A 13,925-nucleotide genomic window follows, 5' to 3' on the forward strand; every position below is an offset into this window, starting at 1 on the left:
ACGGTGCGCCTTGGGACGAGCTTACGCCGTCCAGTCGACCCGGGCGAAATGCGCCTTCAGGCGAGCGTCGACCTCGTGGATCGCCGGATCGTAGCGGTCCGCCCGCGTGCGCGCATATTTCCAGTTGTCGTTGATTTCGCGGAAGTGGCGATAGCCGAAGGCGGCGCTGGTCCTCAGGGCGGGGAGCCAATGCCCCACCGTATGGACGCGCCATTGCGCCTTGTCCGGACACCGCGAGGGCACGAGGGACCATTTGGCCGGGCACGCCAGCACATCTCGTCGCAAAACGCCGAAGCGCCGCTGCAGCTTTTCGCGCTGGACGGTATCGAAATCCGCGTGCCGCAGCCGCGGGGCCAACGAAGCGGCGGGATCGCCTGTGCCGACGATCCAGCGACCCCGGTAACGCAAAATGCCGAAGGGATCGGCTTCCGCCGCGGCGAAGACGCTTTGGCCGTCAGCCGATACCACGAGTTCGTCGACATCCGCGTTCTGGACGCTGCGCGCCGCCTCGAGAAACCGCCGCCGCGCATGTTCCCAGGCGCCATGCTGGCAGAAGTCGGAATCCCAGAAACGCTTGGCATCCAGCCCCTGTGGACCATATTTGAACGGCCAGTCCACGATACGAATGGCGGCGATGCCGGAAATGGCGCCGAGGGCGTCGGCGATGTCTTCCGGTGTGTAGCGCGTCGAGGCGTTGTCGTAGAGCAGCACGGCATCGGCGCCGTGGATGTCGCGCGCATAGCGCACCCAGTCCTGGATCCATACCAGGTCGTTGTTGCGCGACTGGGTGAAAATCACGCGCCGGCCGGCGAAGACATCGACCTCGCTCGGCTGGACCTTCACCTCCACTCGGCCGAGGGGCGACGTGATGACGAGTGCGTCGGTGCCGTCGGGTGCGACGACATGGATCTGCCCGTGCCGGTCCATTTCGCGCAGCTCGAAGGAACAGACGCGACCAGAGGGCTTCGCCTCGATGGTCGCGGCTTCGAGCGCCGGCCTCAGGTTGAGGAAGGGCGGCCCGACGAGAACGATCCGGCCACGAATGCCGATGAACGCGTCGTAGAAGAGTGTATCCGCGTCAAACTTTGCGTCGAAATCAGCCTCCCGCACCTCCAACGGCCGCACCGACAGCCGGCGCTCGCCGCTGAACTGGGTCAGCAGGGTCGGGGAGGGACGGATGATCGCGATATCCGCGCGGCTCTGGTTCAGGGTGCTGCTCCGGGCAAGGGCGACGGGACCATCAGGGGCACCGCGCGAGACGGTCAAACAGGGCGGGGTCATGGGTGTCAGGCCGAGTGCCGGGCCATCAGGTAGATCGCCTTCGGGTTGGTGACCGCATAGCGCCAGAAAAGGCGTCGCGGTTCCAGCCAGATGCGGTAGGCCCATTCGAGTGACGCCCGCTGCATCCAGGCCGGTGCCCGGCGATTGGTCCCGGACAGGAAATTGAACAGGCCGCCGGAGGTCTTGATCATCCCGACGCGGGTCAGTCTGTCGGCATGGTTCGCCACGAAACGCTGTTCGTGCGGAACGCCCATGGCGAGCCACAGGATGTCGGGTGCGAGAGCGTCGATCTCGGCGATCTTCGCCGTGAGCGCGGCACCGTCGAGGAAGCCGTGGCAATGACCGGCGATCCTGAGACGCGGATAGGTCCGGCGAATATTGGCGACGGCCCTGGCATTCTCGTCGGGCGTCGCGCCGAAGAGATAGAAGCTGGTCCCACTGTCTTCGGCGCGGCGTGCGACGTCGTGGAAGAGATCTGTCGTCGCCACCCGCTCGGGCAACGCGGTGCGGCAGCGGAGGCGGGAGGCGACCACCAGCGGCTGACCGTCGGCGACGATCTGGTCGGCCGCGCGCACGAGGGCCGCGAGCTCGGGCTCTGCCGCGACACGGGCCAGGACCTCGCCGTTGGCCGAGGTCAGGTAGAGCGGTCGCCGACCGCGCCGGCGCTCGCGGGCCGCCCGGATCATCCAGTCGGCGGTCGCGGCGCGATCAAGGACGGCGATCGGAAGATCGCCGACCGTGACGGTCGGGATGGCGGCGAAGGCCGTGTCGAAGGGGTCGCTCATCTCAATGCACCAGGCGTGCGACGGGGCGGTGCGCGGTGATCTGGCGGGCGACCGCGACCGATGGCGGTTGGCCGGTTCCCCCTTTGAGGAGCGCGAGCAGGAGCGCGAGGCCGACGCCCAGCCCGCCGCCGATCGTGAAGCCGGCAAAGGCCATGACCACGCCACGTGGCGGGAACACCCGGTCGCGCGGCGGCTGCGCCACGGTGATGATCCGCGCATTGCTGGTGTCGAGCCGCTCCAGCTCGCTCGTCTCGCGCGACCGTGCCAGGAAGGCGTTCAGCAAGTTACGGTTGACGTCCACCTCGCGCTGCAGTTCGCGGAGCTGGACGAAGGCCTGTCCGGCCTCCGAGGCGAGCGAGGTCAGCTGCTCGACGGTCCGGCGCTGGGTGATTTCGGCAGCACGGGAGCGGTCGAGATCGGCGCGGGCGGCCTGGGCGATACGGCCGAGTTCGTCGGCGATGGCACGGTCGAGATCGCTGACCTGGGCCTGGGCGTTTCGGACGGTGGGGTGGCGGGGACCGAACTCGGTCTGGGCGTCGGCGAGACGGCGGCGCGCCTCGGCCTGCTGGCCGCGCAGGGCGGCGATCGTCGGGGACATGACCGCCTCCGGCAGCGCGCCGGCCTGGCTCGCGGTCCGCAGCGACGTCTGGATCTGCTCGCTGCGTGCCTGGGCCTCGGCGACCCGGGCCTGGGCCTGGGCGAGCTGGCTGTTGGCATCGGTCAGCTGCTGCTCGCTGACGAGTTGCGTGCGCGTGCCGACGAGACCGTTGCGGCGGCGGAAATCCTCCGCCCGCTCCTCGGCGATGCGGACGCGGTTGCGCAACTCGTCGAGACGGTTGGTGAGGGACAGGGTGGCACGGCGGGCCGAATCGGCGCGGGCTGCCGTCTGGCTGTCGATGTAGGCGTGGGAGACCGCATTGGCGAGGCGGGCGGCTTTCTCGCCGTCGGCCGCACGCACCGTCACCTCGATCACGAAGGTGCGCTCCGGACGCCGCACGATGACGCGGTCGTAGAGGGCGTTGAGCGCATGTCGCTCGCGGTTCTGCAGGCTTTCCTCGGCTACCTGGCGCAGGCCGAAGGAACGCAGGAGGCTGACGGCCCAGGACGCGCCGCCCTGTCCGTTGAATTCGGGGTCTTCCGTCAGGCGCTCGCTGTCGATGACGCGCGAGAGCACGCTCTGCGACGTGACGATCCGCGCCTGGCTTTCAACGAAGTTGATGGCCGCGTTGGAATCCTGCTGGCGCGGCGTCAGCTCGTTGTCGAAGACCTGGATGCCACGCGGGTCGACAAAGATCTGGGCCGTGGCCATGAAGCGCGGCGTCATCAGGCGCGACGCGGCGTAGCCGACCCCGGCGCAGATCAGCGCGAGGATCAGGATCGACAGCCAGTAAGGAAGAATGGCGGCGACGAGACCGGTGGGGGACAGCGTCGGGCCTGCAACAGGCGCCGGCATCGGCGGTTCGCGGCGTTCTGGACGACCATCGTCAAACATGGTCGGGTCCTTTCCTGGGCCTGTCCGGCCTGCCTCGGTGGACGAGGCGTACCGGAGTGGAACACGAGACTTCGTTCGTGCTCATGCACCGCAAGGACGGGACCACCCGCTTCTGTCTCGATTCAGGCGATACCGGCCCGATCGAGCGCCGCATCGACGGGAAGGATCGCAAAGCGCCGCTCGAGGGCACGGGCGACGACGCGCTCTACTACCCGCGGGGTCGTGCCGTAGATGCTCGGACTGTCGCAGACGTCATGGGTGAACAGGACGAGCCAGCCCCTGGCGGCCTCGGCTGCGTCCAGCCAGCGCTCGAGATTGGCCTCGGTGAGCGCTCGCGCGCTGATCTCGACGGCCTTGACGAAGTCGAGGTCGACGCGGCCGGCATTGACCCCAGTCTGCACCGAGCGGCAGCTCCGCACGGTCCCAGCCAGGTGCTTCTTTTGCATCAGGCCGCAGAGACCGTAGGGATAGGCATAGTTCTCGCGCGTCAGCCCCGGAACGATCCGCCGCAAGGCCGCTCGGTTGGCGGCGAGATCGGCGACGAAGGCCGCGGGCCACATCCTGTTCGCCGGCTTGTGCGCATGGCTATGCAGCCCGATCTCATGGCCGCGCTCATGCAGATCGGCGACCTTGTCAGCCCCTGCGACCGTCCAGCGGCTGTCGGTCAGCCCGAAGAGGCCGGAGGCGGCATAGAAGGTGCCGCGGACGCCGTGATCATCGAGAATGCGCGCGCCGAGCTCGAACGCCGATTGCGGGAAGTCGTCGAAGGTGATCGAGAGGATCGGCTGGTCGAGCGCGAGAGATGCCGTACGGAACGGGACGCGCCGTCCCACCATATGGCTGAGGCGCGGCAGAAGGCCACCGGAGCACACATCGCCGCCGTCGGGAGACGCACCACGGTCGTCATGCGGTCGTTCCTGCCTCGACGCGGGATTCGTCGTCACCTTGCGGCTGTCCTCGATCACTCCCACCTCCCGGCTGACTGGCCTGTTTCCGGACAGAGTCGCACCTTGTCCGGATCGTTGGGAAGAAACTGGCAAGAGACGCGCCAAACAACCGGCGGGCAGCCGTCACGCAGGCGGGACGTCCGGCGGCAAGCGGTTTGCTGCAGCAGGACAACCATCCCTGTCCGCACCCGCGTGAGGCCTTGATCGTGAACCAGGTTGAGACTGTCCCCATGGAAGTGTCCCGCAGCGAGACGTCCACCGAACCGGCGCTGTTCCAGACTGCCGGGCTGGTCGCCGACGCGGTGCGTGCCGTCGTCGTCGTCCCGACCTTCCGGCGTCCCGCCATGCTGGCCGAAACGCTCGCCTCGCTCGCCGCCCAGCGCACTGCTGTCCCATTCGCGGTGGTGGTCGTCGAGAATGACGCGTCCGGCCTGGAGGGGCTCGCCGTCGCCAAGACCCGGCTGGCGGAGAGCGGCTTGCAGGGCCTGGCTTTCGTCGAGACCGCCCAGGGCAATGTCCATGCGATCAATGCAGGCTTCGCTCGGGCCATGGCCACCTTCCCCAGGGCGGACCACATCCTGATGATCGACGACGACGAAGTCGCATCTCCCGGCTGGCTCGACGCCATGGTCACGGCCGCCGAACGGGAGGATGCGGACGTCGTCGGCGGTCCCGTCGTGCCGCGCTTCCGCGATGAGGCGCCGCGCGTGCTCGCCCGCCATCCGGTCTTCTGGCCGAGCCACGACCGCTCCGGCCCTGTTCCGATGATCTACGGCACCGGCAATTGCCTGATGCGGCGGCGCGTCTTCGCGCGTCTCGGCCATCGTCCGCTCGATCCCCGCTTCAATTTCCTCGGTGGCGGCGACATGGACTTCTTCACCCGCTGCCGGCGGGCCGGACTGCGCTCGTTCTGGGTCCAGGAGGCGCTGATCACCGAGACGGTGCCTGCGGATCGGGCCCGCATATCCTGGGTGCTGCGGCGGGGCATGCGGATCGGCTCGATCAACCGGGCCGTCGAGCTGAAACATGCGCCGGGCCTGGCCGGACGCCTCAGGATCATCGCTAAGGACATCGCGATCGTGCCGCTCGCGGTGCTGCGCGCGATCGGGACGCTGGTGCGCACCGGCAACCCCGTCGTCGCCGCCCATCCGCTCGCCGTCTCGGCCGGCCGCATCGCCGCCTGGGCCGGCGTCGAGCAGCAGCCCTACCGGGCAGGAAACGCCTCATGAGCACCGCCGAGGGCACCGGTTCGGCACGCAGCCTGCCGTCGGACGATCTCGCTCAGCTGATGCGCTGGGCGCGCGTGCTCGTCTTCGTCGGCGCGTTCCTGCTCGCCTGGGTGACGCTGGAACCCTATGCGGACCTCGGCAACAACTCCTCGCTGGAATTCGCCTTCGGCCAGGAGGGCACCGCCTATGCGGCCTATGGGATCCTGGCGGGCATCGCCGCCGTCATCGCGATCCTGACGCAGCCCAGGGCCGTGGCGACGCTGATCCATCCGCTGTGGATCGCGCTCGCAGCCTGGCTTTCCTTCACGGTCCTCACCTCGGCGGACTTTTCGCTGTCGCTGCGACGCTTCATCCTGTTTGGCCTGATCGCCGCGCTGACCGCATCGCTCTTCCTGATGCCGAAGGGCCGGCGCGATCTCGCGGGCCTGCTGATGGTCGCCGTCGGCATTCTCGTCGCCCTGTCGCTCGTCGGCATCGCGCTCTTTCCCGAATACGCCGTCCACCAGCTCTCCGACATCAGCGAGCCTCAGCTCGCCGGCGGTTGGCGCGGCGTCTTCGCGCACAAGAACTCGGCCGGCGCAATCTTCGCGATGACCATCTTCATGATGATCTTCGCGATCCGCGCCGGCCTTGTGCCGGGCGGTTCCGTGCTCCTCGTGCTCTGTTCGCTCATCCTGCTGATGTCTGGGGCCAAGAGCTCCACCATGCTCCTGGTGGTCAGCCTGCTGGTCTCGTTGGCGGTTTCCCGCATCCGGAGCGGGTGGTGGGCCGGCGTCGTCGCCTTCACGCCGCTGGCGATTCTTTTGATCCTCGGCCCCGGCACCGTCGTCAGCGATGCGATTGCCGGCATCGTCCGCATGTTGCCGATCGACGCCACCTTCACCGGTCGCGCCGACGTGTGGGAACTCGCCCTCGACAAGATCCGCGAACGGCCGCTGACCGGCTTCGGTTATTCCGCCTATTGGGCGCTGGAATCGACGCGCTTCGGCCAGGAGGACACAACCCAGTGGGGCGGTCTCGCGGCCCATGCCCATAACGGCTATATCGACGCAGCGCTCAACATGGGCATCCCCGGTCTCGTGCTCGTGGTGGCGGTCTTCGTGATCTGGCCGCTGCGAAACTATCTCGCCGCGCGCGCCGGAGGCGCCGATCCGGCTCTCCTGCTGATGCTGCTGCAGATCTGGCTGTTCGGGATCTATGTGTCCGTGCTCGAGAGCTTCCTCTTCGTCCGATTCGACCCGATCTGGATCACCTTCCTGTTCGCGGTCTTCGGCCTGCATTTTCTGGCGAGGCGCGCCCATGTCGCTGAGTGACCGCGGCCAGGCCCGACTCGATGTTCTCGTCTCCGACACCGCGACACCCTGCGGCGTGGAGGCCTTCGCCCGCAGGCTGGCCGCGACCGCCGGTGACCGGGCCGCGTTGCGCCAGCTCGGCCATGGCCGCGGCGACGGCGTCCTGGTGATCAACCTGCCGGTGGTCGCCTGGAAACGCCGGCTTGCCGATCCGGTTCTTGCGGCGGCCCAAGCCAGGGCGCAGGGCCGGCCCGTGCTCGTCATCCTGCACGAATGGGCCGATCTCGACTGGAAACGCCGCGCCAGCTACGCGCCGCTGCTGCCCTTCGCCACCGCCGTGCTGTTCTCATCGCCCGAGGTCGCCGACCAGCTAGCCGCAGATCCGTTGTCGCGCCTTGCGCCGCGCCGGCGCGGCATCGTTCCGATCCCGCCCAACGTGGTTGCACCGGATGACCTGCCGTCGAACGAGACGGCACGCCGCCTCGCCGAGGCGCGTCGTGGCGGCAAGCTCGTCCTCGGCCATTTCGGATCCATCTATCCGCGCAAGCAGTCGGCGCAGATCCTCGACCTGACCGCGGCGCTCAGGCAGCGCGGCGAGGATCCCTTCGCGGTCTTCATCGGCTCTTTCGTCAAGGGCCAGGACCGCGTCGAGGAGGACTTCAGGACGCGGGCGGAAAGCCTCGGGATCGCCGACCGCGTCCTCGTCACCGGCTATGTCGCGAGCGATGCCGATCTCTTCGCGCTCTTCGCCGAGGTCGACGTCTTCGCCTATCTCTTCGCCGAGGGGCTGACCAGCCGGCGCGGCAGCGTGCTCGCCTGTGCCATGTCCGGCCGCCCCGTCGTCGTCAATGCGCCGGAACGCCCGGGCGCCTTCGACCACCACCCGACCTACCAGCGTCTGCTCGGCGAAGGCCAACTCAGGCTGGTACCACTGCGGGCGACGGTGGACGAGGTCGCGGCGGCGGTCGAGGAGGCAGCGGCCTTGCCGCGCCACGGCGCCCGCCTCGACGTTGCGGCCTCCTGGCGCGATGCGCTGGCGGCCGTCGACCGGGTCATGACCGCCTGACCGGCACGTCGGCCGCGACAATCCCACGCTGATGAACAAAAGGCTGCGGCGCCCGGGGGCAGCCGCAGCCTTGTCGTCCCGGCGCGCGGCCGGGGCAAGCCGAGTCTTCGTCAGAAGGCGTTGTCGTAGGCCTTGCGGGAGAACACGGTACGGAACAGGATTTCGACATCGAGCAGGATCGACCAGTTGTCGATGTAGAAGAGGTCGTGCTCCACCCTGGCCTTCATCTTGTCGTCGGTGTCCGTCTCGCCGCGCAGCCCGTGGACCTGAGCCCATCCGGTAATGCCCGGCTTGACGTTGTGCCGCCTGGCATAGAGCGCAATCCGCTCGTCGAACTCCCGGTCATGGGCGATGGCGTGCGGGCGCGGCCCGACCAGCGACATCTGGCCGGCCAGCACATTGAGAAGCTGCGGCAGCTCGTCGAGATTGAGGCGCCTCAGGACACGGCCGACACGTGTGATCCGCTGGTCGTTGCGCGTCGCCTGACGGACCACGTCGCCGTCGTCCATGACGGTCATGGTGCGGAACTTAACGATCTGGAACGCCCGCTGGTTGAAGCCGAGACGCCGCTGCATGAACAGGACCGGCCCCGGGGTGTCGAGTTTGATCGCGATGGCGACGAGGACCAGGACCGGCGTCAGCAGGAACAGCGCGAAGGACCCGAGCGCGATGTCAAGGACGCGCTTGGCCATCACCTCGCCGGCAGTCAGCGGCGGACGACCGAGCTGCAGGCTGGCGATGCCGCCGGCCTTGGCGATATGGACGTCCTGGAACCGGTCGAAGATCCGCTCGGGACCGAGATGGATGGTGACCGGAATGCGCATGAAACCATCGACCAGCCGGTCGATGGTTTCGGTCTGCGACCAGGGCACGATGATCAGGACATCGTCGAGTTGCATCTCGCGCGCCTGGCTGGCGATGCGGGCGATATCGTCTCGGCCGACCGGGCCGTCGCCGGGCGACAGGAGCCCAGTTCCGGCGATGTACATGCCCGCATTCCACGGCTGGTAGCGGCGGGCGAAATCCGAGACGTCATCCTCGCGGCCGACCAGCATGACGCGGCGGGCCGGGATGACGCCGAATTTGGAACCGAGCGTCATCAGCCGTCCCGTCAGTTCGCTGGCGACGAAGACCGCCGGCAATCCGACGAGGAAGGTCAGGATCACGGCGACGCGGGAAAAGGCGTCGGTGGTCTTGGTGGCGAAGGCGAAGGCCATCAGACTGAAGAAGGTGGCGCCCCACATGGTCAAGGTGGTGCCGAAGGTGCGCCGCGCACCGATATAATTGCCGATCTGATACTGGCTCCGCACCGCGCTGAGCATGACGAAGGTGCTGGCGACAAGCATGGCGAGCGTCGCCTGTGAGGGCGTGGTCCACCACTCGCCGCTGGCGATCCGGCTGTAGAGCAGGGACGTCACATAGCTCGAGAGCGCGATCACCAGCCAGTCGACTGCGGCGGTGCACAGCTTCAGCGCGAGCCGCATCCAGGCATAGCCGCCTCGACCGCGTCGGGCGACGGCTCCGGCCGGAAGATCGAGTTCCTTCAACGTCATGGCGTGAACCTTCGGTTCGCGTGCCCGGACTTGTCCCGTTTGGGGACGCCGGTCGGGCCCTCGGCAGGTCCATCGCAGATGCCGTGCCACGCCTCGGCGGGAAACGGCTGCTCAGGACGGGGTCTTGCTGCGCTTGGCAATGGCCGCTGCCCGGGCGATCAGGATGTCCCGGGCCGCAGGAGGTGTCAGGTCGTGGTCGGCCTGCGGCAGGATCGTCAACTGGACATTGTCCTGGCCGGCCAGCCAACGCCCGCCGGAGCCGAAATGCAGAGCCAAGTCGCTGAGCCCCGCATCGTTCTCGCTGAAGATGATGTCGACGGAGACGCGCCTTTCACTGAGCCGGCGCATGATCGCACGCGCCTGCCTGGTTCCGTCGCTCGGTCGCAGCGCCCTGAGACGGTCGGTCGCACGCTTGCCGAAGGCATGGATCAGTGGGCCGACCTTGCGCTCGCCGGTCAGCAGCCGTCGCCAGGCGCGCGCCTCGAACACCTTCGCGGCATAGCTCGCCGCCAGCGGATAGGCCGATGCGATCGCTTCCTCGACGGTTTCGCCCGGACGCCAGACGAAACGCTGTATATTGACGATGATGAGGCCGCCGATCCTTTCGTCGCGCGTCGCCTGCTGGAGCGCCAGATAGGCGCCGCTGCAGGCGCCGAGCAGCGTCACGTTTCCATAACCGCGGCCGACGAGCAGGTCGATCGCAACGCTGACCTGAGGCTCGTTGGCCTTGTTGTAGAGGACGCTGTCGAGACTGTCGGGGCTGCCGGCGCGGTCGCCCGCATCGCCGATTCCGGCCAGGTCCATCCGCAGCGATGCGATCCCCTGGTCCGCCAGTTCGCGCGCGAGCTGCACGCCGGACCGGGCCCAGCCGACATGGGAATTGCGGCCGGCATTGACGATCAGCAGAACCGGGCGGCCCGGCGCAGCCGTTTCGGGCTCGCAGAGCACGCCGAACAGACCCAGCTCCTCACCGAAGACCAGCGCTTCCTCGGTGAAGTGCGGTCCGGCGAGCAGGGCCAGGGCAGGGGGCGGGAGCGCGTCGGCGACCTTGCCGGCAAGCCCGTTCACCCACGCGACCGTGTCGGCCAGGACATCCGCAGGGGTAGCGGCCGTGGTCGGGCTGAGCGAGATCGCCTCGAAACCCCGGACCTCGGCGGCCGTGACGTCACCGGCGGCCCAGGCGCCGGCGAGCAGGCGCGCATCGGCGCTGCTCTTGCGCGAGAGCAGCAGAACCGGCGCTGCAGGCACCGCGAGCCGCTGCAGGTCAATGCCGCGCATCGACTCCAGCGTTTCGACCGAGGTCGTCAGCCCGGCGATCGACAGGCCCGCTTCCGTCGCGGTCTCATCCGGATCGAGCCGTGACGCTTCGGCGAGAGCCCTGGCCGTCATGGCCAGTTCGCGTGCGTAGAGCCGGCCCTTCACGACGGGATCGAGCAGGATCAGCCCGGCGAGGCCGGAGCGATCCCCTGCCGCCATCGCGGCGATGGTGGCACCGAAGCGCAGACCCGCATAGACGACCCCGCCGACGCTCGCATGACGCGCCAGGACGGTCGCCGCGTCGCCGGTCGCGGCGACCCAGGCGGCGATGCGATCGGGATCCGTATCGACGCCGAGGGAATCGGCCGTTCCCGGGAGATCGAAGCGCAGGGCGGCATGGCCGGCCTCGGCCAGGGCCTCCGCCATTCGGCGCAGCGTCTTCGTCGCCGCCAGCGCCTCGACACCGTGCGGCGGCACGATGACGACGCCGACACCGGACCTGCGGCCCTCGTCAGGCAGATGCAGTTTGCCCATCAGGCCGTTGAACGTGATGGGGATCATGCTGGGACCTCGTAGGGGACTGGATAACTGTTGAGCGCCGCAACGACGCCCCGCGGGGCGGCGTCATCATGGCCACCGATGAGCGAAACGACACGCGTTTCGCCCGGCGCCAGGCTGAACCCCTGGTCGGCTGCACGAAAACCGGCATCGTCGACGGTGACGAAGCGAGCCAGCCGCTCGGTCGTGATGGAAACGGCGGGAGCGCCATCCTGGATCACCGGGCGCACCGATAGACCGATGTCGCGGGGTGTGGCGGCGCGGCCGGCGACACAGTGGCAGGCTTCCGCCAGGAGGTCGCCGGTGTCGGGATCGACCAGGCGGGCCAATGTCGCGTCGTGGGCAAGGGGGCCGAAGCGATAGGCATGGGCCATGTCGAAGAACCGGCCGGCCAGCGTGAAACTGGACAAGCTCGTCTGCGAGCGCGGCGCGAGTGCCATGTCCTTCTCGGCACGAACGAGCGGATGCGGACCCTCGCCATAGGTCGCCAGCGTCAGCCGCACGCGCTTCGCCGATACCGTCTCGTTGGTGAGGTGGATGCCGAGCCCGTTGAGTCCCTCGTCAGTGATGCCGAGATGGATCGGCCGGAAGGCGCGCTTCAACGCGTGCCATGTGGTTTTCGGCTGCCCGAGCCGGTCGACCACGCCCCAGCCGGCCCCCGGCTTCATGTCGTTGAGGAACCAGACGAGACCGCCGCCGCAGCGCGAGCCGGCGCGGCGCCATTCGGCGAAGACGGCTTCCATCAGTTCGGCGGGCGCGGCCCGGCCGAGGGCGAGGTAGCGGTCCGGATCCTCGCGTCGCAGCGTCACGGGATCGACGGCGAAAAGGGTGCGGACATAATGGTCGCGCACATCCTCGAAATCCCAGGACGCACCGGCATCGCGCGGCACGCCGTCCTTCCAGCCGGCCTCCTGCGGCGAGGCGAGGCCTTCCCGCGCCAGCGTCGCCGGCGCCGGGACATTGGCGAAGGCGAGGCATTCCGAGGCGAAGCGGACATCGGCGCGGCGGGCATCCTCGATCGGACGGCAATAGGCCCCGACGCCGAAATAGTGGGTGACGCCCTCGTCGGTGACGAAGGGCAGGGGGCCGCCCCAGGGCGTGTGCGGCACGTAGACCGCCTGCGGCGCGACGACGGCGGAGACCGCTGCCAGCACCTCCTCGAACAGCGGCATGGCCGCCTGGTCCGGCCTCAGGCCGAGCATCGTCGCCTGCTGGGCGATCTCGCTGCCGCCGCAGACCACGGCCAGCGAGGGCGATGCCTGCAGCCGGCCGAGGAGCGACCGGGTTTCGGCCTCGACAGCGGTCCGGAAGGCGGGATCATCGCCGGGATAGTCGAAATTGGCGAAGGGCAGGTCGTGCCAAACGAGGATACCGAGCGCGTCGCAGGCGACGTGGAAGGCGCGGCTCTCCGGCGTCGCGGTACCGGAAATGCGGATCATGTTCATGCCGGCATCGCGCGCCAGCGTCAGCAGGGGAAGCGGATCGGCGCCGCCCGGGGAGACCGGATCGGGCGGCATCCACGACGCGCCGCGGCAGAAGACCCGTTCGCCGTTGACGATGAGTGCAAAGCCCTTGCCGTCTGGGCCGCGGTCGAGGGCGAGGGAGCGGAAGCCCACCGATCCACAATCGAGCAGCCACCCGCCGATGCGCAGGTGCACCGGGTAGAGCGTCGGCTCGCCATGGGTGTGAGGCCACCAGGGGGCGACACCCGGCAGCACCAGCCTTGCGGTGAGACGGCCGTCGGTGCCGGGATAGAGCGTCTGGGCGTGGCCGCCGCAGAGGATCTCGACCGGCGCGGCAGGGGAAGCGTCGAAACACAGGGAGACATCGAGCACGCCCTCGGTGCCGTCGAGGCGCGCCGCGAGTGCGAGATCGACCGGGCGGGGACCGTCATTGTGACGGCTCAGCGTCACCGATTGCCAGGGTCCGACGATCGCGACATCGGGCGACCAGCCCGGCATATGGCCGAGCGGCGTGGTGCGCACCAGCCGCAGCGACCCCGGCTGGATCATCTGCGGCCGCCAGCGTTGCCGCGGGCCCTTGGCCGCGGCGAGGATGGGGTTGAGCGCGAGGAACCGGATGGCGAGCCGGTGGCGGCCGGTTGCGGTGATGTCGCAGGAGCGAGCCTCGAACATCGAGCGTGCCTCGAGCACCATCTCATCGTCGAGGAAGATGTCGGCGTGCCCGGCGAGGCCTTCGAAACAGAGCGTCGCCGGCCCTTCCGCATGGAAGCCGCAGCGATACCAGACGTCCCGGTCGTGCAGGCCCGACGGCGTGCCGCGCACGAGGCGGCCGGCAGCGATCAGCGCTGCTTCCGCCGTCCCGGGCACCTGAGCCGCGATCCAGTCGCCGCGTGAATCAGCCTCGGCCGGCGAGCCCGCGGCCCCCGGCTCCATGATGGCCAGCATCCAGCCCGCATCGAGCGGGACGAGGTCGTCGTCCTTTTCGCTGCGGATCGGATCCAT

General features: G+C 68.7%; 10 protein-coding genes. 3 read left to right on the plus strand and 7 right to left on the minus strand.

The annotated features are described in order from the left end of the window. Positions 1-21: 21 nt before the first annotated feature. From Q8O26_RS10355 to Q8O26_RS10370, 4 genes are all read right to left on the minus strand, one after another. Positions 22-1,281, minus strand: coding sequence for a hypothetical protein (locus Q8O26_RS10355; protein WP_305575437.1), 1,260 nt, complete (start codon positions 1,279-1,281; stop codon positions 22-24). A gap of 5 nt (positions 1,282-1,286) precedes the next feature. Further along, a complete protein-coding gene (locus Q8O26_RS10360; protein WP_305575438.1) occupies positions 1,287-2,066 on the minus strand; it encodes a WecB/TagA/CpsF family glycosyltransferase in 780 nt (259 codons plus the stop codon). Position 2,067: 1 nt separating this feature from the next. After that, positions 2,068-3,558: a GumC family protein gene (locus Q8O26_RS10365; protein WP_305575439.1), complete on the minus strand. Its 1,491-nt coding sequence runs from the start codon at positions 3,556-3,558 to the stop codon at positions 2,068-2,070. A gap of 122 nt (positions 3,559-3,680) precedes the next feature. Continuing rightward, positions 3,681-4,523, minus strand: coding sequence for a polysaccharide deacetylase family protein (locus Q8O26_RS10370; protein WP_305575440.1), 843 nt, complete (start codon positions 4,521-4,523; stop codon positions 3,681-3,683). 212 nt (positions 4,524-4,735) lie between these two features. Here Q8O26_RS10370 and Q8O26_RS10375 point away from each other — a divergent pair, with 212 nt between their 5' ends. The 3 genes from Q8O26_RS10375 to Q8O26_RS10385 are packed head-to-tail and all read left to right on the plus strand — an operon-like array spanning position 4,736 to position 8,092. Further along, on the plus strand, positions 4,736-5,734 hold the full coding sequence (locus Q8O26_RS10375) for a glycosyltransferase family 2 protein (protein ID WP_305575441.1): 999 nt from the start codon (positions 4,736-4,738) through the stop codon (positions 5,732-5,734). Beyond that, positions 5,731-7,047: an O-antigen ligase gene (locus Q8O26_RS10380; RefSeq protein ID WP_305575442.1), complete on the plus strand. Its 1,317-nt coding sequence runs from the start codon at positions 5,731-5,733 to the stop codon at positions 7,045-7,047. Before Q8O26_RS10375 ends, Q8O26_RS10380 begins: the two co-directional genes overlap by 4 nt. Continuing rightward, positions 7,034-8,092, plus strand: coding sequence for a glycosyltransferase (locus Q8O26_RS10385; protein ID WP_305575443.1), 1,059 nt, complete (start codon positions 7,034-7,036; stop codon positions 8,090-8,092). The genes Q8O26_RS10380 and Q8O26_RS10385 overlap by 14 nt, the downstream gene beginning before the upstream one ends. Positions 8,093-8,202: 110 nt before the next feature. Here the strand turns inward: Q8O26_RS10385 and Q8O26_RS10390 are convergent, their stop codons facing one another. The 3 genes from Q8O26_RS10390 to Q8O26_RS10400 all read right to left on the minus strand — a co-directional run bounded on the left by Q8O26_RS10390 (position 8,203) and on the right by Q8O26_RS10400 (position 13,925). Then, a complete protein-coding gene (locus Q8O26_RS10390; protein ID WP_305575444.1) occupies positions 8,203-9,645 on the minus strand; it encodes an undecaprenyl-phosphate glucose phosphotransferase in 1,443 nt (480 codons plus the stop codon). A 111-nt stretch (positions 9,646-9,756) separates the two neighbouring features. Then, positions 9,757-11,463 (minus strand): alpha/beta fold hydrolase, encoded by a 1,707-nt coding sequence (locus Q8O26_RS10395; protein WP_305575445.1) that lies wholly within the window; start codon positions 11,461-11,463, stop codon positions 9,757-9,759. Next, a complete protein-coding gene (locus tag Q8O26_RS10400; RefSeq protein ID WP_305575446.1) occupies positions 11,460-13,925 on the minus strand; it encodes a glycoside hydrolase family 2 protein in 2,466 nt (821 codons plus the stop codon). The genes Q8O26_RS10395 and Q8O26_RS10400 overlap by 4 nt, the downstream gene beginning before the upstream one ends.

Origin of the sequence: Phreatobacter sp. (assembly GCF_030691135.1) — a bacterium.
Taxonomy (GTDB): domain Bacteria; phylum Pseudomonadota; class Alphaproteobacteria; order Rhizobiales; family Phreatobacteraceae; genus Phreatobacter.